This is a genomic window from Rickettsia felis URRWXCal2, assembly GCA_000012145.1.
GTDB classification, from domain to species: domain Bacteria; phylum Pseudomonadota; class Alphaproteobacteria; order Rickettsiales; family Rickettsiaceae; genus Rickettsia; species Rickettsia felis.
On the sequence record CP000053.1, the window covers coordinates 1,045,630 to 1,065,993 of the forward strand.

A 20,364-nucleotide genomic window follows, 5' to 3' on the forward strand; every position below is an offset into this window, starting at 1 on the left:
GTGAGTAAGGAAAATAAAAAGAACCAAGATATGTCAGTAGAAGACATATTAAAATCGATTAAAGGAGTAATTAACGAGCGTAAAAATCCTATTTATGAAAATGATAGTGAAGATGAAGATATATTAGAGCTAACGGAAATAGTGAATCAAGATGAGGAAGAAAAGTTAATATCAACTAAATCTGCTGAAGCGGTAGGTGATATTTTTAAAAATTTTACCGATACTATTAAAGATAAAAAGCTGGATAATAATATCTCATCTAAAAATGCACTTGAAGAATTAGTCATTGAGATGTTAAAACCGGAACTTAAAGCTTGGCTTGATAAAAATCTACCTGTACTTGTTAAAGAGTTAGTAGAAATTGAAATAAAGAAATTGGTGCAGAATAGTAAGAGGTAGGTAGTAGCTATAACGTCATTGCGAGGAAAAGCTGTAAGTTTTGACGAAGCAATCTCAGGAGTTTGTTATTATTTCATGAGATTGCCACGCAGCCTACGGCTGCTCGCAATGACGTTTTAGGATAATTATTTAATAAGGAATTATATGTTAAATAAATTATGTAAGATATTATTTTTTATCAATCTGTTATTGGTTGCAGTTCAAAGTTATGCTTCCCCTCCGCCATCATTACCGGCTGCCGAAATAGATACTAAAGACAAGGATGTTAGTTCTAATTCCGATATTTCTTTTTTTGATAAATTTAAGCAATTTTTTAGTAAATCAAAAAAGAAAAATATCTCTCCTAAACAGCCAAATGAGCAAACTAAAGCAGCTAATCAAGAAGAACCAAAGCTAGCTTCACAAGAGCATACTGAAGCTGATGCGTCTGAACCTTTTATAGATACCGGTAATACGGCGTTGCCTAGTGTCACCGCAAGTAATGAACATGAAAATAGTGTAAATTTAGCTTCTCATGACATTCAGGAATCTAATGAAACCGAGGCATCTAAGCCTTTTATAGATGTTGGTAATACAGCATTGCCTAGTGCTGCAAGTAATGATGTTCATACAAATACCGAACATGAAAATAGTACAAATTTAGCTTCTAATATTATAACTCCTAATGTACCGAGACCGATAGTATCTATGCCTCCGGCTCAAGCAGGAAGTTATGTAGTGCCTCCGCAGCGACCGGTGCAAATATATAAACCAACCAATTTGCCGCCTGTGCATAAGCCTATTCCGCTTAATCCCTCTCCTGAGGCTAATAAAGAAGAAGAAAGCGTAGCACCGATAGCACCGCAATCTATACCTAATATGCCCGCTGTTTCTCCGCCTGTGGTTAGCCCGCCGGTAATTCAAGATACTACTACCCCTAGTACTATGCCGACAACGGTACCTCCGGCAGTACCTAGTAACGTACCTGCACCTCCGGTAATGCCTACAAATCAACCTTCTACACAGCCTATAACACCTCCTAGCCCGAATACACCCGTTACTACTCCGTCTAAAGTAGTTCCTACAACTGATTCTTCGGCGGAAATAAATAACTCTCAAGAGACATTTGTTGCTGTTTCAGATGTCCCAAAAAAACAAGATTGGAATACTCCGCTTATACCGGTTGTTGTAGTAAAGCCGAATCAACCTCAGGCTTTAGAGAAGCAAGTCAATAATAATCAAACTACAAATAATCAAGAGAAATCACCTCCGGTAAGCTCTTCAAATGTCACGATTCAAAAACAGGATGATAAGGTGAATAATGAAACCTCGGAATCAACAACAAAATTCGTTAAAGATGAAACACAAATGTTACTTTTGCCTGATGATGATATAGTTCTTGGTAAACTAACAGAGCAAGCGACTTTAGAGCAGATGGATATGTATGCATATATAGAGCTGTTCCAAAAGAAAGAAGAATGGATAGCAAGTGCTAAAAGAAGAAAAGTTGTAGAGAGTTTTATTAAATATGATAATGATATAAATAAAAAGAAAGATATTTATGCCAATCTATCTTATTGTAAGGCAGTAGATAATGCTTTTAGAGCAGTTGATAGAAACAATCTTTTTGGGTTGCGTGCGTTACTTGACGTTTATCCAATATTGCAAGAAAAAAGTAGAAGCGGTGAGACATTACTAACTGCTGCTATTTATAACGATAATTACTATTTAGCAAAATTTTTGGTCATACGAGGTATTAAAATCTCTACTCTAAATGATGAATGCCAATATCCATTAGATATTGCGTTAGCTCAAGGAAACGCTAACATAGCTTGTATGTTAATCAAAGCTAAGGGGTATCAATAAGATTATTTTTATCGTCATTGCGAGCGAACGTAGAGAGCGTGGCAATCTCGTGAAATAATAACAAACTCCTGAGATTGCTTCGTCAAAACTTGCAGTTTTTCCTCGCAATGACGTAGAGTTTTCAAACAATTTCTTTAAAGCTTAGGCACTGTTAACAAAGTCATTTTAATTGATAATTAAAGAAATTTTTTAACGAAAATTAATAAGATTTTTGCAGGAATAGCGTTCCTATTTCAAAAAAATCTTATAATTTGCAGTAAAAAAGATCTTAATTAGCTTTAAATTTGACTTTGTTAACAGTGCCTAATTGCTTTTCTATGTTAAATAGTTTAATTTAGGAAAGAAAATAATTAATTAAATCTCTAATATATGAGCGATTTATTCAGCTTTAACAAAGAAAAGAAAAATAAGCTAGTCGATAATAACTATAGTGCAAAAGATATTGAAGTATTAGAAGGGCTTGAGCCTGTTCGTAAAAGACCTGGGATGTATATCGGGGGTACTGATTCAAATGCTATGCATCATTTAGTATCTGAGGTGCTGGATAATGCTATGGATGAAGCCGTCGCCGGCTTTGCAAGCATCATCACGATAAAAATGCATCAAGATCATAGTATTACTATATTTGATAACGGTCGCGGTATTCCTATTGATAATCATCCTAAATTTCCTGACAAATCAGCTTTAGAAGTAATTTTAACTACTCTTCATTCAGGAGGTAAATTCTCAAATAATGTTTATCATACTGCAGGCGGATTGCATGGTGTTGGAATATCGGTAGTAAATGCTTTATCTAAACATTTAGAAATAAAGGTTTATAAACAAGGTAAATTATATAGCCAAAGTTATTCTAAAGGAGAAAAATTAACTGATTTAATATGTGAAGAAGCATCTAAAAGGCTAAGAGGTACATCAATAAATTTCACTCCAGATCCGGAAATTTTTAGTGAAAAATTACATTTTAACCCTAAAAAGATTTATGAGCTTGCAAGGTCAAAAGCCTATTTATATCGTGGTGTTACTATAGAATGGGAATGCGAAGTAGAAGTACCGTCAGATATACCTAAAAAGGCATTAATAAATTTCCCGAACGGTTTAAAAGATTATTTAAGTTCAAAAATAACTTTAGATAATTTAATTATTCCGGAAATTTTTTCAGGTAATATAGAGTCTACGCCGGACGAGATAAAACTTGAATGGGCGATTTGTTGGCAAAATAATGATAACTCGGCATTTATTCAATCATATTGTAATACTGTTCCGACTCCTCAAGGAGGAACGCATGAGCAAGGTCTTAAGTCGGCTATTTTACGTGGGCTTAAAGCATACGGTGAAATGATAGGAAATAAAAAAGCTGCTAATCTAACTATTGAGGATATTTTAGAAACCGCAAGCGTCGTACTTTCTATTTTTATAGCTGAGCCGTCTTTTCAAGGACAAACTAAGGAAAAATTAGTGTCAAACGGTGTAAGTAAACCGGTTGAGAATATAATAAAAGATCATTTTGACCACTTCCTTAGTAGCGATAAAGCTTTAGCTACTAATTTACTTGAGCATGTAATTGCTATTGCTGAATTTAGAATAAGTAAGAAAAACGAAAAAAATATTTCCCGTAAAAATGCCACTCAAAAATTACGTTTACCCGGTAAACTTGCTGATTGCACACGAACTACGCCCGGAGGGACGGAATTATTTATTGTAGAGGGTGATTCGGCAGGAGGCTCTGCAAAACAAGCTCGTAATAGAGAAACGCAAGCAGTATTACCGCTATGGGGTAAAGTTCTAAATGTTGCAAGTTCTACGCTTGAGAAAATCGTTAATAATCAAGCAATACAAGATTTAGAAATAGCTCTTGCTTGCGGTAGTTTAAAGAATTATAAAGAAGAAAATTTGCGTTATGAAAAAATCATTATTATGACTGATGCAGATGTTGACGGTGCTCATATAGCTTCGTTATTAATGACTTTCTTTTTTTTACGAATGCCGAAATTGGTAGAAGAGGGGCATTTATATCTAGCTAAGCCTCCGCTTTATCGTTTAACGCAGTCTAATAAAACTTATTATGCAGGCGATGAAGAGGAAAAAGCTAAGTTAACGGATAAATTATCAAAAGCTAGTAAAGCTAAAATTGAAGTAGGTAGGTTTAAAGGTCTCGGTGAAATGATGCCTGCACAATTAAAGGAAACTACTATGCATCCAGAAAAAAGATCGCTTTTAAAGGTAACTTTAGAAGATTTCCAAAATGTCGATAAAATAGTAGATGATTTAATGGGTAAAAAGCCGGAAAAAAGATTTCAATTTATTTATGAACAGGCTTTAGTTAAAATGGATAAGATTATTAACGAGTTGGATATTTGACAGCGTCATTCAGAAAGCTTGATACAAGCGAACTTTTCGAGACAAGCCTTTGCTCACGTACTATTTGTACGTTCCGCAGGCTTGCTCTTAAGTTCATCTTGCCTGAAGCTTTCTGAATTTAGCTGTAGGACGTCATTACAAGGAAAAATTCTAAACACATACGGAGTATTATGTTATTACGTTTAATTATAACACTATTTTTTATTATAAATTCTATTTGTGCATTTGCAGAAGAAGAAAAAGAAACTGAAAATAAAATATCAAATCAGGAAGCTTATAAGCAATTTCAAGACGTATTTGAACGCATCGAAAAGGATTACGTACAAGTTCCGGATAGGCAAAAAATGATAGATGAAGCAATTAACGGTATGTTAAACTCGCTTGATCCTCATTCAAGCTATTATACCGATGAGGATTTAGAAGATATTTTTACTTTTACAAAAGGCGAATTCGGCGGAATCGGTGTTGAAATAATGTATGATAGCGGAGCGATTAAGATAATATCGCCTATTGACGATTTGCCGGCTTTCAAAGCAGGGCTTAAAGGCGGGGATTATATAGTAGGCGTGAATGACGAGTTAGTCTCTACGCTTGGACCTAATAAAGCTATAAAAGAGATGCGTGGTACGCCTGGTACTAAGGTTAAATTGTTGATAATTAAGGAAGAAGAGGCAAAACCGCAAGAGCTAGAGCTTACTCGCGAAATAGTAAAAATCAAGCCGATAAAAGCACATTTAGAAAAAAATAATATTGCATATATACGTATAACTACTTTTAATGAGTCAACAATTTCTGAGCTGAAATCAGCAGTAAAGAAGTTAAAAACTGAAAGTAAAGATGACCTAAAAGGTATAATTCTGGATTTACGTAATAATGCCGGAGGTATACTAGATCAAGCTATTGCTGTTAGTGATTATTTTATTGATTCCGGTGTAATTGTAACAACAAAAGGTAGAACTACATCAAGTAATAGCGAAACTAAAGCAAATGAGTTTTCGTTAAAGGCTCCCAAAATACCTATGATAGTTTTAATAAACGGTAATTCTGCCTCTGCCTCGGAAATAGTTGCCGGAGCTTTGCAAGATCATAAAAGAGCAATAATACTTGGCACTAAGTCTTTTGGTAAAGGATCAGTTCAGGCTTTAACGCAAATCAATTCTAGGGCTGCCGTAAAACTCACTATATCTAAATATTACACCCCAAGCGGTCGTTCTATTCAGGCAGAAGGAATAGAGCCTGATATTTTAATTGAGTCGGCAAAAGTCGAATATCCTGAGGTGAAAAAAATAGATAAGCGTTTTTCAGAAAGTTCTTTAAAAAATTACTTAAAGAATGATAATGAAAAAAATAAAGATAATTCATCTAAAAATAAAGATAGCAAAAAAGAAACAAAAGCCAAAAATAATAAACAAGAAGAGAATGAATTATCAGAATTATACAAAAAAGATTATCAATTTGCTCGTGCTTATGATGTAATTACAGGGTTGATTATTAATAAGAAGCTGGAAAAACAAGAGGATGCTAAATAACACACAATGTCATCCTCGTGTATGCGGGGCGTTGTTGCATGGCTCGTTTTATGTCATTCCTGCGAAAGCAGGAATCCAAAAAAAAGTATAAATACAGCAAGTTTTTAAAATTAAAAGCTCGATTAATCTCGCTTTATAGTGGATTCCTGCTTTCGCAGGAATGACATCGAGTAGATTTTTCGATTCATGCAACAACGCCCCGCTTCCGAGGGAATGACATAGAGCCCCATCTTGCTCTTAAAAGAAAAGAAAGGTCTCGTAATGAACCATAATAAGTATATAGTAAGATTGTCATTTATTATATTATTTCTTAATATTGTCATAAATATGATGTTTTATCGTTATTTTATGATAAAAGAAATGATAGTAAAACAAGTGGCTTTGGAACATACTAAAATTGTAAAACTTTACACTGATAATATTTGGAATACTCATCAGAACGTAATCAGTAAATTACATAAATTCGATTATTTAAAATTATTACAAGATCAAGATTTTATTAATTTTGCAAAGATTACCGCTCAATGGTTCACCAATCTTAATATTAATATTTCTCTCTACGATCTCAAAGGTAATAAATTCATCACTAGTAATATGTTACATATGTATAGTGTAGACAATTATAAAGATGATAGCTTGGTTGAGATATTTACTGCAAAAATCGATAAATTTTTTTTGAAATCTTTTACTTCAAAAGCTCCACTTCGGGATGCTTTTGAAGGTATTACAAGTCATATATTATTACCAAGGGTAGTAATAGAAAATGAAAGTGATTTAACAATAGAAGAAGCTTCTTTTGTTACTAGCTATATCCCTGTTATAGATAATAATTTAGATTTTCCCGTAGTTGCAGTATTTGAGATTAACACTAATATTACCAGCCAGTGGCAAAATATAACATCTCTTGAGCAAAAAGTTTTTATAACTTTTATCATTATTTTTATAATATTCTGCACTATAATTATTAGTAATACTAACTATGCTAGACAAATTATTGAGGAGCAGCTTGAAACAAATAGAAATTTAAAAGCTCAAATAGTAAAAGTAGAAAAAACCAGCTCTTCAAATACAAAGTTTTTTGCTAATATTAGTCATGAATTGCGTACACCACTTAATGCTATAATAGGCTTTTCGGAAATTCTTATGTCGGAAAGAGATGCAGAAAAAAATAAAAATTATATTAAAGATATAAATGATGCCGGTAAACATTTGCTTAGTATGATTAATGATATTTTAGATCTTTCTAAAGCTTCTGCCGATAAATTAAAAGTAGATAGTATAGATCTTGATTTAAATAAATTAATTAGTTCTTCGCTGATACTTGTTAAGCCTCGTGCCGATCAAGCCGAAGTAGCTTTAATTAGTAGATTACCGAAAGAGCATGTGGTTATAAAGGCTGATCCAAAGAGGCTAAAACAAGTATTCTTAAATCTTTTATCAAATGCCGTGAAATTTACAAATTCCGGAGGAAGTGTTACTATTGCACTTGAAAAAGATGAGTTAGCAAAATTAGTATATATAAAAGTTATAGATACCGGCATCGGTATTGAGGAAAAAGATATCCCAAAAACTTTATCGGCGTTTGGTCAAATTGATAGTGAGCTTAGTCGAAAATATGAAGGTACCGGGCTTGGGCTGCCGCTTACTAAAAAGCTGGTTGAACTTATGAACGGTAAATTTGATTTGCAAAGTAAGATAAATGAAGGTACCACCATAACAATAACTTTTACATATGACGGTAGTATTGAGATATAAGCATTGCCTAAAAAGAATTGTTTGAGATAGAATGCCTATATGTCATTCCCGCGTGGTATTGTTGCATAGACCGGTAAAACCCACTGTGTGTCACCCCGTGGCTTGACCACGGGGTCCATAAAAACAACAAAAAACACTAATAATTTTAGTATTTTTAACTGGATCCCGTAGTCAAGCCACGGGATGACAGAGGTGAAGTTGGTCCACGCAACAACGCCTTCCTGTGTAGGCAGGAATCCAGAAAAATTGTCTTATATATTGGTAAAAATTACATACTTGATAAAATAAACATATAAAAACAAGTTTTTTATATGTTTTACTGGATTCCCGCCTACGCGGGAATGACGATAAGGTCTTTATTAAGTGTTGTATAAAACAAAAGCACTTTTTTAGGTAATTCCGAAATATAAAAAATTGTGTGGAATATTAAAAATTTTTTGGTATTATAAAAAAATTATAAATTTTTAAAAAATATATGAAGCTTATTATCTTATTATTTACTTTTTTATTTTCTATGTTTTCTTTTGGAGAAAGCGAAACTATTAAAGGAAAGCCTTTAAAATATGCAGCAAATAATGATTTTGAAAATAGACTAGATGAACAGGAGCAAGAAATCAGAAGGCTAATCGGTAAAGTTGAGGTTTTACAGCATAAAATTGATATGCTAACGCAGAACTCAAATATTCCAAATCAAGAAGAAAATACTGAAGTTTTAGAAGCCGGTGATTCAAAAAAACAAGATGTTTTTGATATAGCTTTGCTTAAAGATATGCCGGATAATGCTCCTAAAAAACCTATTGCGGTTAATAAGGATATAGCTCCTGATAAGCAAGCTTACGATTTGGCTCTTGCTGCTTATAAAGATAATAAACTTACTGAAGCAAAAGATAAATTTAAAAATTTTATCCAAAAATATCCTAACAGCTCGCTAATTAGTAATGCTTATTTCTGGTATGGGGAATGCTTTTTTAAACAAAAAGACTATAACGGAGCAGCGGTTAACTATTTAAAAGGCTATAAAGAGTCGCCGAAAGGGGCAAAATCTTCCGATGGGTTATTGAAGTTAGCACTTTCCTTAGGCGAACTAAAAAAGACGACAGAAGCCTGTAATATGCTTGCTAAGCTTGATAAGGAATTTCCAACTAATAGAACTGCCGCATCCAAGAAAATGGCAGAAGATGCTAAGATTAAATTTGGCTGTAAAAATAAATAAAAATAATAAAATATGACTGATATTTTGGATGAAGTACTGAGTGATCAAAATGAAGAAAAAAGGTTAATTTTTTTCAAAAAGCTTTTACCTATAATAATAATCATTTCTATAATAGCTATTACTATAATGGTTGTTATTAATAATAATAAAGATAAAAGAGTTAAAAATAACCAAAAAAACGGAGATATTCTTGTTAAGACTGTTGGTTTGGAAGCAACAAAAGATAATGAAGAATTAGCTTTTAATACTTTAGAGAATTTAGTTACTACTAGTAATACTAAAATTAAAGAAATAGCTGCATTAGAACAAGTAGCCATAAAGATTTCGGAAAAAAAATATTCAGAAGCGAAAGACCTGCTTAATAAAATTATTGAAAATAAAGAATATTCCGAAATTTCTACTTCTTATGCACGTATTTCATGGTGTGGTCTTGTTATTGATGATCAAAATCTAGATATTCAAGATAAAGAAAAATTGACAAAATATTTAAACTATTTTGATGACGAGAAAAAACCTTTTTGGGCTACGGCAACTATTATAAAAGCTATGTGGGATATTAAGAATAATATGAAACCGCAAGCAGAAAAAAATCTAAAAAATTTATTAATTTCAAATAATGTATCTGATCTAATAAAAGATCAGGCTAAAGCATTGCTTGTAAATTTAAATAAATAATAATTTGTACTTAAGGAAAAATATGACAAAAAAAATAGCACTTCTGTTATTACCTTTTATTTTAATTTCATGTAACGGGCTTGGACCAAAAAGGGTGAAAAATATTGTTGAGTTGACTCCTAAATTAGCAATTCAGACTAATGAGCCTATATATTTAGATTCTAATGCAAATATATATACATTTAATGCAAATATGCTTAAGAATAAACAGTATAGTTTTGCTAGAAGCAAAATGATTACCGAGCCGGTTTTTATAGGCGATATGATTTATGCCTTGGATATTAGATCGAATATTTCTGCATTTTCTATAGAGAAAAATAAGATTATTTGGTCTTATAATTTAAGTAGACATAAAAAAGATAATTATATAGGCGGTGGAATTTTACACCATAACGGAAAATTATACGTAACATACGGCTCAAGGCTGTTAGTAGTACTAGATGCAAAATCAGGTTATGAAATAATTAGAAAAGAACTTCCGGATATTATTAGAATTAAGCCTATTGTGCTAGATGATAATACTGTCTTAGTGCAAACTATCAGTAATCAAACTATTGCTTTAAATGCAGAAACTTTAAAAACCATATGGGAACATGAAAGCCTAGCGGAAGTTTTATCTGCTAGTTATTTTATGACGCCGATAGTACAGCATGATAATGTAATAGTAACTTATAATTCCGGTCAAGTACTTGCCTTAAATATAAAAAACGGTGAAGTAAGATGGAATTTTGAGTTTGCAAATCTTAATGATCGTACAGCTATACCTAATTTTGATGAATCAAGTATTTTATGTACCCCCGTTCATGATAATATGAATCTGTATATAGCGACCGGTCTTGGTAAGCTTATTAAGCTTAATATAGCAACTGGCAGTGTGATTTGGCAGGTAAATGCCGAGGATATTCAATCAATGTCTTTAATCGGTAATAGCCTATTTGTAACAAATAATGCTAGACAAATAGCAGCATTTAATCCTGAAACAGGGAAAGTAAAGTTTGTAGCTGATTTAAATGATGGAAAAGATCCTAAGAAACTAAAATCTGCTACTTTTTTAGTACCTTTTGTTGGAGTTGATAATAACAATAAGCGAAGTTTAAATGTTATTTCCGTTAACGGTGTTTTATATAGTTTTGATGTTGATAATAATGGATTAAACATGATACCTAATATTGTCAAAATTATAAAAAATATTCGTTATTATGGGCTAATGGCAAATAATAATTTATATTTTTCTACCGATAGAAAAATAATATTCGGAAGTAAATAAATTATATTTAGCTTGACAGATAGCGGGTATTAATGCTATTAAATATGTTTCTTGATTCTTTAATTTTAAATTCTAATTAAAATAGATACTATTGTGAAAACTTACTCGGCAAAGCCATCGGAAATTGAAAAGAAATGGTGGGTCATAGACGCAAAAAATATTGTACTAGGACGACTCGCTAGCAGAGTTGCTAATATGCTACGCGGTAAGCATAAACCTAGCTTTACGCCTCATTTAGATTGTGGTGATAATATAATCATAATAAATGCAGAGCATGTAAAATTAACAGGTAAAAAAGCGAATCCCAAAGACGGAAAAATATATTACAGACATACAGGATTTCCAGGTGGGTTAAAAGATACTACGGCAGGTAAAATCTTAAGCAGTAAACACCCTGAGAGAGTTATTAAAATGGCCGTAAAAAGAATGATTACAAGAAATACTTTAGGTGCTAAGCAAATGAGTAATTTGTATGTTTATGCAAATGGTGATCATCCTCATATGGCACAGCAACCTACTGTTTATGATTTTGCAAGCCAAAATCCAAAAAATAAAAAGTAATAGAATATGACCGAGTTAAAAGTTAAAACAGAAAAAGTAGAAAAGCAGTTAACTAGAGAGCTTTTAAAACCGGTATTAAAAACTCCTAAAGAAAAAATAGATAATTCAGGCAAGTTTTATGCTACAGGTAAAAGAAAAAATGCTATAGCACGAGTATGGCTTAAAGTAGGAAAAGGAAAAATAGTTGTTAATAAAAAAACAATAGACCAGTATTTTCCTTCTGAAACTTATGTGAAAACTATCTTACAGCCGTTTGTCTTAACAAAAACTATTGATCAGTATGATGTAATTTGTACTGTTAGAGGTGGAGGAATTTCAGGACAAAAAGGTGCTATTTTACATGGAATTTCTAAAGCTTTAGATAAATCTGCTCCGGATTTTCATGCTATTTTGCGTAAAGGCGGTCTTTTAACACGTGATTCTAGGGTAGTAGAGCGTAAGAAATACGGACAACGTAAAGCACGTAAGAAAACACAATTCTCTAAACGTTAAGATATTGGTCGTTGTTGCATGGCTTGAGAAACCTATTCAATGTCATTCCAGCAACGGCGGGAAGGTCTTGTTGTGCGGACTAGTTTTCCGTCATTGCGAGAAGAATTACGTAGTAATTCGACGAAGCAATCCAGTAAAAAATGCTAAGATTAGCATTTTTTTATTGTTTTTCTGGATTGCCACGCAGTCTACGACTGCTCGCAACGATACCATGCGGGAATGAGATAAACAAGCCTATACGACAACACCTACAATCTTAATAAATTATATAAACACTTCTCCCCTGGCGGGGTAGCTCAGCTGGTTAGAGCGACGGAATCATAATCCGTGTGTCGGGGGTTCAAATCCCTCCCTCGCTACCATTTATTATCCCTTTTACTATATAACGTTATTAATAATTTAAAGCCAATAGTAAGTTACGGCATTGCCTAGAAAAAGTTTATATCGTCATTGCGAGCGACTAAAGGCGTTGTTGCACGGCTTAAAAAATGCCCTCGGTGTCATTCCCGCATAGGCGGGAATCCAGCATAAAGCGAGATAAATTGAGCTTTTAATTTCAAAAACTTGCTGTATTTATACTTTTTTTCTGGATTCCTGCCTACGCGGGAATGACATAAGTGAGCCATGCAACAAGGCTGCGACTAAAAGGAGCGTGGCAATCTAGGCTCTGTGAACATTTCTAAAAAGATTTGATTTGTACTAAAAAATATCTCAAAATAACAAATCAATTAAAAACCTTTGCAAAGCCTAGCATTTTATGAAATTGATTTTAACAAGTTTAATTTTTATATTTATGAGCTCTCTTCCAATATATGCTAAATCCTTACCTAAAGGGTTCGTGTATCTGAAAGATATCGACCCTACAATTATTCAAAATATGCGTTATTATTCATATGAAAATTTTGTTGGTAAAAAGGTAGATGGTTATAAAGCACCAGAAGCGATTTTAACCATAGAAGCTGCTAAGGCTCTTAAAGCAGTACAAGCTGAGATAAAAAAAGATGGTTATTCACTTATTATATATGACGCATATAGACCGCAAAAAGCTGTACAACATTTTTTAAGATGGAGCAAAGATAATATTGACCAAAAAAATAAGGAACGCTTTTACCCATATATAGATAAGTCTAAATGTTTTACACTAGGTTATATAGCTGAAAGATCCAGTCATAGTAGGGGTAGTACTGTAGATTTATCAATTATAAAGCTTCAGGAGGAAGTTAATAATAATCCTGAAGTCATTAAGAGAAAATTGAAAGATGAACGTGTTATATCCTATTTAGATGATAATACGGTAGATATGTATACTTCTTTTGACCTATTTGATGAAGCTTCACATCATGATAGTAAATTAATTGATAAGCAATATTTAGAAAAACGTAATTATTTACGTTCTAAGATGCAAAAACATAATTTTAAAGCGTGTCAGATTGAGTGGTGGCATTATACACTTGAAGATGAGCCTTATAAAGATCAATATTTTAACTTTGATATAGAATAGACTTCCTGCATAAGTCACTTCTAAAGGTAATTTGTACGTCGATCCGGTACTCGAATCCTCACGTACGCTTGTGTACGCTGCGGTTCGAGGTGAAGTGTCTCTTTCAAATTCCTCTTTATAAGATGACTTATGCAGGAAGTCTAATAAAAAACTATGACAGTATTAAGCGAAAAAAAATGTATTCCGTGTGAGGGTGGTATTCCGCCGCTTGAGAAAAAAGAAATTGATAAGTTATTAGTTCAATTACAAAGTAAGTGGCAAGTGAATGAATTAGGGCATCTTTATAAAAAATATAAATTTCCTAATTTTGTAAAAGCTATGGAATTTGCAAATAAGATAACTGAAATTGCAGAGCAGGAAGCACATCATCCCGATTTAACTATATCTTGGGGAGCATGTAGTGTGGAAATATGGACTCATAAAATCGACGGTCTTACTGAAAGTGACTTTATATTGGCTGCAAAGATAGAAAGTATTAATTCTTAAGTGAAAGAATAATAGCAAAAATCACACAAGTATCAACAGCTAAACGATGATTTCTTATTAAATTAATTGAATTATAACAATAATCTTAATAATATTTAATAATAAGGCATGTTTATAATAAACATAAGGTAACGTTATGCCAAATTATCATATTAAATTTTTACCAAATATAGTTAATTTAATCGATTATTTTGGCACTGTCCAAATAAGTGTGTAAATTTCTCAAAGGTTGTATAGAAGAAAATATAACAAAAAGAGAAATTACAATGACACAGAAACAAAATGCTGCAATGGAACAAGCGATAGATTTATTGATCAATAATGATACAGATGTATCAATATTATTCAGGGAAGATGGTTTATTAAAAGAAATAACCAAGCGTCTTGTAGAGAGAGCTCTACAGTCTGAGATGAATAATCATTTAGGATATAGCAAGTACAATCAAAGTGATGCTCAGAATTCACGTAATGGTTATAACACAAAGAATCTGATTACAAAGAATGGTGCTGTTGAGATTGAAGTGCCAAGAGATAGAAATAGCAGTTTTGCACCATCATTAGTAGCAAAGCGCCAAAGAAGGCTTGATGGTTTTGATGATAAAGTACTATCTTTGTATGCTAAAGGTATGAGTTTATCAGATATAAAATTACAGCTTCAGGAGTTATATGGAGCTGATGTAAGCGAGAGTTTAATTAGCCAAATCACAGATGATATAATAGAGGATGTTAAGCTATGGCAAAGCCGTCCATTAGATCCAGTATATGCTATAGTATTTTTTGATTGTTTAATAGTAAAAGTACGTCAGGATAAACGGATTATCAATAAATCGGTATATGTTGCATTAGGTATTGATTTAGAAGGGCGGAAAGATATTTTGGGATTATGGATCAGTGAGAATGAAGGGGCTAAATTTTGGCTTGGAAATTTTACTGAGATGAAAAATAGAGGTATACAAGACATACTGATAGCATGTAGCGATAACCTTAATGGTATGTCTGAAGCTATAGGTGCTGTTTTTCCAAAGACGGAGCATCAATTATGTATTGTACATCAAATTAGAAATAGTTTACGATATGTATCATATAAGGACCGGAAAGAGCTTGCTGGTGATTTAAAACCTATTTATACACTAGCACAGAAAAAGAAGCACTTTCCGCTTTAGAGGCTTTTGAATCTAAATGGAATAAACAATATCCTCAAATTGCTAAATCTTGGTATGTTCACTGGGATAATTTAATGATTTTCTTAGGATACCCTGAAGAAATACGGAAAATAATTTATACAACAAATGCTGTGGAATCTGTTAATAGTCAACTCCGAAAAATCACAAAAAATAAACGTGTTTTTCCAAATGATAATGCTGTTTTTAAAAGCTTATATTTGGCAATTGATTACATGACCAAAAAATGGTCCATGCCCATACCAAATTGGAACAAGGCTATGGCTCATTTTTTAATAAAATTTGACGAAAGAATCTAGGCTTTTGGAAAAGTTTACACACTTAATCGGGAAGACTCTCACATTTTAGAACTTGCAGCTGAAGGGTCGAAACCTTGATTACTCCTTGGCTTTCCCATTCAATGAACTTGAAAAAGTAGCCAACTGTACGGAATGGCTCCCCGGGCCGGACTCGAACCAGCGACCGAACGGTTAACAGCCGTTTGCTCTACCACTGAGCTACCGAGGAATATAGAAGTTATCTAAAAATTTTTAGATAACTTCTTATAACAAATCTTTTCTATAACGTCTAGCGTTTTCTTTATACAAAATAAAAAAAGTTTTACTCATCCCCAATTTTCAACGCTGCAATAAACGCAGATTGCGGAATTTCGATATTACCGTACTGTCTCATTCTCTTTTTACCTGCTTTTTGTTTCTCAAGTAATTTACGTTTACGGCTTATATCACCTCCGTAACATTTGGATAAAACATCTTTACGCAATGCTTTAATAGTCTCACGAGCAATAATACGGCTACCTATACTTGCTTGTATTGCTATATCAATTTGCTGCCTTGGAATTAAATCCTTTAACCTTACGCATAACGCCCTACCCCTCTGCTCGGCACGTGAGCGATGTACGATTGTAGATAGAGCATCAACCTCCTCACCGTTAACTAGAATCCCAAGTTTGACAAGCTCAGAAGGTTCATAAACATCCATTTGCCATTCAAAACTTGCATAACCTTTAGAGCAGCTTTTTAAACGATCATAGAAATCGTAAACTATCTCATTTAGCGGTAATTTATAAATTATTTTAGCCCTATTTGCTATATAGCTATGATCGAGCTGCACACCTCTTTTTTCCGTACAAAGCGATAATACCGCCCCTAAAAACTCATCAGGTACCATTATAGTTGCCTTAATCCACGGTTCTTCCATCGATTCAATTTTTTGTAAATCAGACAAATCTGCTGGGTTATGTATCTCTAAACTTTCACCGTCTCGCATATGGATTTTATACACCACACTTGGAGCGGTAGTGATTAAATCTAAATCGAATTCCCTACTTAAACGTTCTTGGATTATCTCTAAATGTAGCAACCCTAAAAAACCGCACCTAAAACCTACTCCAAGTGCTGATGAGCTTTCCATTTCATACTCAAAACTAGCATCATTGAGGCGTAATTTAGCAAGCGAATCCTTTAGATGCTCGAATTCTGCACTATCTGTTGGGTAAAGCCCGCAAAACACTACGGGTAGGTTCGGCTTAAAGCCAGGCAGTGCTTGCTCGCAAGGTTTCTTCTCATCAGTTATAGTATCTCCGACTTTACAATCCGCTACTTGCTTTATAGAAGCAGTAAAGAAACCGATTTCGCCTGCATGTAAAACATCCGAAATATGTTTTTTTGGAGTAAAATATCCGACATTCTCGACGGTATAAACCGAGTTTGTCGCCATCATTTTAATACGTATATTCTTACGTAGAGTTCCATCAATAATGCGTACCAAGATAACCACGCCGAGATATGGGTCATACCAACTATCAACAAGTAAAGCTTTTAGAATATCAGAACTACTTTCTTTTGGTGGAGGTAATTTATTTACTATCGCCTCTAAAACCAAATCAATTCCTATACCGCTTTTTGCCGAAATCAATACCGCTTCACTTGCATCGATTCCGATTATATCCTTTATTTGCTGCTTCACCTGCTCAGGTTCAGAAGCTGGTAAATCAATCTTGTTAAGTACCGGCACAATCTCATGATCATTCTCGATTGCTTGGTAAACATTGGCAAGCGTTTGGGCTTCTACTCCTTGCGTACTATCAACTACTAATAACGACCCTTCACAAGCAGCAAGTGACCTACTAACTTCATAAGCAAAATCAACATGCCCTGGAGTATCCATCAAATTCAGATAGTAAGTATTACCGTCTTTAGCTTTATATACAAGCCGCACGGTTTGTGCCTTAATAGTTATACCTCGCTCTTTTTCGATATCCATCGAATCTAGCACTTGCTGGCTCATTTCTCTAGCTTGAAGCCCGCCGCAATGCTCAATTAACCTATCGGCTAACGTAGATTTACCGTGATCAATATGAGCAATTATTGAGAAGTTCCGTATATATTTTTGATTATTCATAATTATTGTGATATAATTTGTATTTTGTCATCCCCGTCATTGCGAGGAAATTACAAAGTAATTGACGAAGCAATCCAGTAAAAAATGCTAATATTTAGCATTTTTTTATTAGTTTTTCTGGATTGCCACGTCGCTTTGCTCCTCGCAATGACGAACGACGCAGGCAGTACTCACTTGCAATGACGGCTACAATCACGATAATATATAACAAAATAAAAATATATAACAGGAAAAAATAATGAGAGCCGAAATAGAAAATTACGTAAAAAAAATTGAGCAGTCTTTAGAACTACTTTGGAGGTCACTTTGACGTTGAATCATCAACTGAAAGATTGAACGAGTTAGAAGAATTAACATCCGATCCAAGTTTATGGAACGATCAGGCTAACGCACAAACATTACTGCGAGAAAAAAGTAATCTAGAAGAAAAACTAAATGCTTTTAATAAGCTCAAATCCAATTTAAAAGATACTTTAGAACTTGAAGAAATGGCTGAAGCCGAAAATGATTTAGAAACACTTTCACAAATTGAACAGGACTTAAAAAATTTAAGTGTCATTGCTGCCAAATTTGAAACCGAATGCTTATTTTCAGGTGAAGCAGACGGTAATAATTGCTTTTTAGAGATTAATGCCGGAGCAGGCGGAACTGAAAGCCATGACTGGGTATCTATCATGATGCGTATGTATTTGCGTTTTGCCGAGAGGCTCGGCTTTAAAACCGAAATAATCAATATGATTAACGGAGAAGAAGCAGGCATTAAATCATGCACGATTAGGATAATAGGCAAGCGAGCTTATGGCTGGTTTAAGACCGAAGCGGGTGTTCACAGATTAGTGCGTATTTCCCCGTTTAATGCTGCAGGAAAAAGAATGACTAGCTTTGCAAGTAGCTGGGTATACCCCGAAATTGACGATAATATAGCAATTACTATCGAGGATAAAGATTTAAGAATCGATACTTTTAGAGCATCGGGAGCAGGCGGGCAGCACGTTAATACTACCGATTCTGCCGTACGTATCACTCATATACCGACAAATACGGTGACACAATGCCAAAGCGATAGATCACAGCATAAAAATAAGGCTCAAGCTATGAAGATGCTTCAAGCAAAACTCTATGAGCTTGAAATGCAGAAACGCACAGACAGCGTTAACGAGCAGAATGCCGCCAAAACCGATAATAGCTGGGGACATCAAATTAGGTCATATGTTTTACAGCCTTATCAGATGGTAAAAGATTTACGTACCGATTATGAAACTTCTGATACTAAAGGCGTACTTGACGGCGACCTTGAGGACTTTGTCTCAGCAAGTTTAGCTATGAATGCGGGTGGTAGGAGGTAGTTAAAATCAATGAGCAATATTTCAATTAATGAATCATATACTAACTTAATTAAAAATTTAAAACAAGAAATCAGTAAGGCTCGTGTTAGAGCCCATTTAGCAGTTAATAAAGAATTGATAGTTCTCTATTGGAATATAGGAAAACTAATTTTAGAACGTCAGAATAAAGAGAAATGGGGATCAAAAGTTATTCAAAATATTTCTAATGATTTGCGTAAAGAATTTCCTGGAATGAAAGGATTATCATATCAAAATATTTCTTATATGAGGCAATTTGCTGAAGAATATAACGATGAACAAATTCTCCAACAGCCTGTTGGAGAAATTCCTTGGGGGCATAATATTGTTATTTTTTCAAAACTAAAAAATATAAATCAGAGAATTTGGTATGCACAACAAACCATCGAAAATGGTTGGTCCAGAAATGTATTATCCTTGCAAATTAAAAGTAATTTATATGAAAGATCAGCAAAAGGTATAAATAATTTTTCTAATACTTTACCTGAATTACAGTCTGATTTAGCAAGATCGATTATAAAAGACCCGTATAACTTAGAATTTTTAGATATTCAAGGTAAAATAATAGAACGAGATTTAGAAAATAAATTGATAGATAATATTAAAAACTTTTTATTAGAGTTAGGGCAAGGTTTTGCATTCGTCGGCAATCAGTATCATATAGAACTTGAGAGAGAAGATTATTATTTGGATTTAGTTTTTTATCACATAAAACTCAAATGTTATGTTGTTATTGAATTAAAAATCGGTAAATTTAAGCCGGAATATGCCGGTAAACTAAATTTTTATCTTAATCTAATGGATCGCAAAATTAAAGATAATTCGGATAATCCTACAATTGGGTTAATTTTGTGCGAAGAAAAACAAGGTATTACTGTAGAATACGCTATAGAAGGCATCCAAAAACCAATAGGAGTATCACAATTTAAGCTTACAGAAACATTACCTAAAAAACTTGAAAAATTCCTACCTACCCCTCAAGAGCTAGCAAAGCTAAAAAGCGAATAAGTTACTAAAAGTTATTTTTCTTGATATTATAATCAAGACGTGATATGACACCTTCATATTTCAACCTAATTATTTTTATCACAATATGAAAAATTGCAAAAATTTTAACGTAGCTATTTCTATAATTATTATAGGAATAGTCTCAGTTCTAGGGTTTCAAAATTATCAAAAATATTCTCAAGATAAACATTTTGAGCAAATAATACTTGATCTAAATAATCTAGAGTTTGATCCTGCTAATGAAAAAATCTGCAAGAATTTTATCTCTGAAATACAAAATATTTATACAACCGAAAATCTTGAAATAGATAAGAATATAAAATATGT

The 20,364-nt window shown here is 33.3% G+C and carries 15 protein-coding genes, 2 tRNA genes and 2 pseudogenes; 16 read left to right on the plus strand and 3 right to left on the minus strand.

The features are described 5' to 3' along the window. The 12 genes from RF_RS05280 to RF_RS11575 all read left to right on the plus strand — a co-directional run bounded on the left by RF_RS05280 (window position 1) and on the right by RF_RS11575 (window position 13,595). The gene (locus RF_RS05280) at window positions 1–399 is read left to right on the plus strand and encodes a DUF2497 domain-containing protein (protein WP_011271304.1); all 399 of its coding nucleotides are present in this window, start codon (window positions 1–3) and stop codon (window positions 397–399) included. A 144-nt stretch (window positions 400–543) separates the two neighbouring features. After that, on the plus strand, window positions 544–2,244 hold the full coding sequence (locus RF_RS05285) for an ankyrin repeat domain-containing protein (protein WP_011271305.1): 1,701 nt from the start codon (window positions 544–546) through the stop codon (window positions 2,242–2,244). Between the two features lie 369 nt (window positions 2,245–2,613). Beyond that, a complete protein-coding gene (gene parE, locus RF_RS05290; RefSeq protein WP_011271306.1) occupies window positions 2,614–4,602 on the plus strand; it encodes a DNA topoisomerase IV subunit B in 1,989 nt (662 codons plus the stop codon). 170 nt (window positions 4,603–4,772) lie between these two features. Then, a complete protein-coding gene (locus RF_RS05295; protein WP_011271307.1) occupies window positions 4,773–6,131 on the plus strand; it encodes a S41 family peptidase in 1,359 nt (452 codons plus the stop codon). A gap of 261 nt (window positions 6,132–6,392) precedes the next feature. Continuing rightward, window positions 6,393–7,886, plus strand: coding sequence for a sensor histidine kinase (locus RF_RS05300; protein ID WP_011271308.1), 1,494 nt, complete (start codon window positions 6,393–6,395; stop codon window positions 7,884–7,886). 475 nt (window positions 7,887–8,361) lie between these two features. Next, a complete protein-coding gene (gene ybgF, locus RF_RS05305; protein WP_011271309.1) occupies window positions 8,362–9,099 on the plus strand; it encodes a tol-pal system protein YbgF in 738 nt (245 codons plus the stop codon). A gap of 12 nt (window positions 9,100–9,111) precedes the next feature. Then, window positions 9,112–9,774, plus strand: a complete 663-nt coding sequence (locus tag RF_RS05310) for a DUF2659 family protein (protein WP_011271310.1) — start codon at window positions 9,112–9,114, stop codon at window positions 9,772–9,774. A gap of 22 nt (window positions 9,775–9,796) precedes the next feature. Beyond that, entirely contained in the window at window positions 9,797–11,041 is a 1,245-nt protein-coding gene (locus tag RF_RS05315; RefSeq protein ID WP_039595135.1) for an outer membrane protein assembly factor BamB, read from the plus strand. A 93-nt stretch (window positions 11,042–11,134) separates the two neighbouring features. Beyond that, entirely contained in the window at window positions 11,135–11,602 is a 468-nt protein-coding gene (gene rplM / locus RF_RS05320) for a 50S ribosomal protein L13 (protein ID WP_011271312.1), read from the plus strand. A gap of 6 nt (window positions 11,603–11,608) precedes the next feature. Then, window positions 11,609–12,094 (plus strand): 30S ribosomal protein S9, encoded by a 486-nt coding sequence (rpsI, locus tag RF_RS05325; protein WP_011271313.1) that lies wholly within the window; start codon window positions 11,609–11,611, stop codon window positions 12,092–12,094. Between the two features lie 285 nt (window positions 12,095–12,379). After that, window positions 12,380–12,456: transfer RNA gene (locus tag RF_RS05330), tRNA-Met, on the plus strand. Between the two features lie 515 nt (window positions 12,457–12,971). Next, entirely contained in the window at window positions 12,972–13,595 is a 624-nt protein-coding gene (locus tag RF_RS11575) for a M15 family metallopeptidase (RefSeq protein ID WP_231564301.1), read from the plus strand. Here RF_RS11575 and RF_RS11580 read toward each other — a convergent pair. Then, window positions 13,584–13,739, minus strand: a pseudogene (locus tag RF_RS11580) (palindromic element RPE1 domain-containing protein); the annotation flags it as partial. The gene RF_RS11575 and the pseudogene RF_RS11580 overlap by 12 nt on opposite strands. A gap of 9 nt (window positions 13,740–13,748) precedes the next feature. On the opposite strand from RF_RS11580, the gene RF_RS05340 reads away from it, so the two are divergent. Together RF_RS05340 and RF_RS05345 are read left to right on the plus strand one after the other, a co-directional pair. Beyond that, the gene (locus RF_RS05340) at window positions 13,749–14,081 is read left to right on the plus strand and encodes a 4a-hydroxytetrahydrobiopterin dehydratase (protein WP_011271315.1); all 333 of its coding nucleotides are present in this window, start codon (window positions 13,749–13,751) and stop codon (window positions 14,079–14,081) included. Window positions 14,082–14,347: 266 nt separating this feature from the next. Beyond that, window positions 14,348–15,561 (plus strand): annotated as a pseudogene (locus RF_RS05345) (IS256 family transposase). 133 nt (window positions 15,562–15,694) lie between these two features. On the opposite strand, the gene RF_RS05350 reads toward RF_RS05345, so the two are convergent. Beyond that, window positions 15,695–15,769: transfer RNA gene (locus RF_RS05350), tRNA-Asn, on the minus strand. Between the two features lie 93 nt (window positions 15,770–15,862). Beyond that, window positions 15,863–17,665: a translation elongation factor 4 gene (gene lepA, locus RF_RS05355; RefSeq protein WP_011271316.1), complete on the minus strand. Its 1,803-nt coding sequence runs from the start codon at window positions 17,663–17,665 to the stop codon at window positions 15,863–15,865. Window positions 17,666–17,903: 238 nt separating this feature from the next. Between lepA and prfB the strand changes: the two genes are divergently transcribed. Beyond that, window positions 17,904–19,011, plus strand: a protein-coding gene (gene prfB, locus RF_RS05360) for a peptide chain release factor 2 (protein WP_011271317.1) whose coding sequence is annotated in 2 segments (ribosomal slippage) — window positions 17,904–17,972 and window positions 17,974–19,011 — 1,107 coding nt in all. Because the reading frame shifts where the segments join, the coding sequence is not laid out codon by codon here. A gap of 9 nt (window positions 19,012–19,020) precedes the next feature. Then, window positions 19,021–20,037: a PDDEXK nuclease domain-containing protein gene (locus tag RF_RS05365; protein ID WP_011271318.1), complete on the plus strand. Its 1,017-nt coding sequence runs from the start codon at window positions 19,021–19,023 to the stop codon at window positions 20,035–20,037. The last annotated feature ends 327 nt before the right edge of the window (window positions 20,038–20,364 follow it).

Bases quoted from the DNA above. Each gene is read 5' to 3' on its own strand.
- RF_RS05285 (WP_011271305.1), top strand. From the start codon at position 544: ATGTTAAATAAATTATGTAAGATATTATTTTTTATCAATCTGTTATTG.
- parE (WP_011271306.1), top strand. From the start codon at position 2,614: ATGAGCGATTTATTCAGCTTTAACAAAGAAAAGAAAAATAAGCTAGTC.
- RF_RS05295 (WP_011271307.1), top strand. From the start codon at position 4,773: ATGTTATTACGTTTAATTATAACACTATTTTTTATTATAAATTCTATT.
- RF_RS05300 (WP_011271308.1), top strand. From the start codon at position 6,393: ATGAACCATAATAAGTATATAGTAAGATTGTCATTTATTATATTATTT.
- ybgF (WP_011271309.1), top strand. From the start codon at position 8,362: ATGAAGCTTATTATCTTATTATTTACTTTTTTATTTTCTATGTTTTCT.
- RF_RS05310 (WP_011271310.1), top strand. From the start codon at position 9,112: ATGACTGATATTTTGGATGAAGTACTGAGTGATCAAAATGAAGAAAAA.
- RF_RS05315 (WP_039595135.1), top strand. From the start codon at position 9,797: ATGACAAAAAAAATAGCACTTCTGTTATTACCTTTTATTTTAATTTCA.
- rpsI (WP_011271313.1), top strand. From the start codon at position 11,609: ATGACCGAGTTAAAAGTTAAAACAGAAAAAGTAGAAAAGCAGTTAACT.
- RF_RS11575 (WP_231564301.1), top strand. From the start codon at position 12,972: ATGCGTTATTATTCATATGAAAATTTTGTTGGTAAAAAGGTAGATGGT.
- RF_RS05340 (WP_011271315.1), top strand. From the start codon at position 13,749: ATGACAGTATTAAGCGAAAAAAAATGTATTCCGTGTGAGGGTGGTATT.
- lepA (WP_011271316.1), bottom strand. From the start codon at position 17,665: ATGAATAATCAAAAATATATACGGAACTTCTCAATAATTGCTCATATT.
- RF_RS05365 (WP_011271318.1), top strand. From the start codon at position 19,021: ATGAGCAATATTTCAATTAATGAATCATATACTAACTTAATTAAAAAT.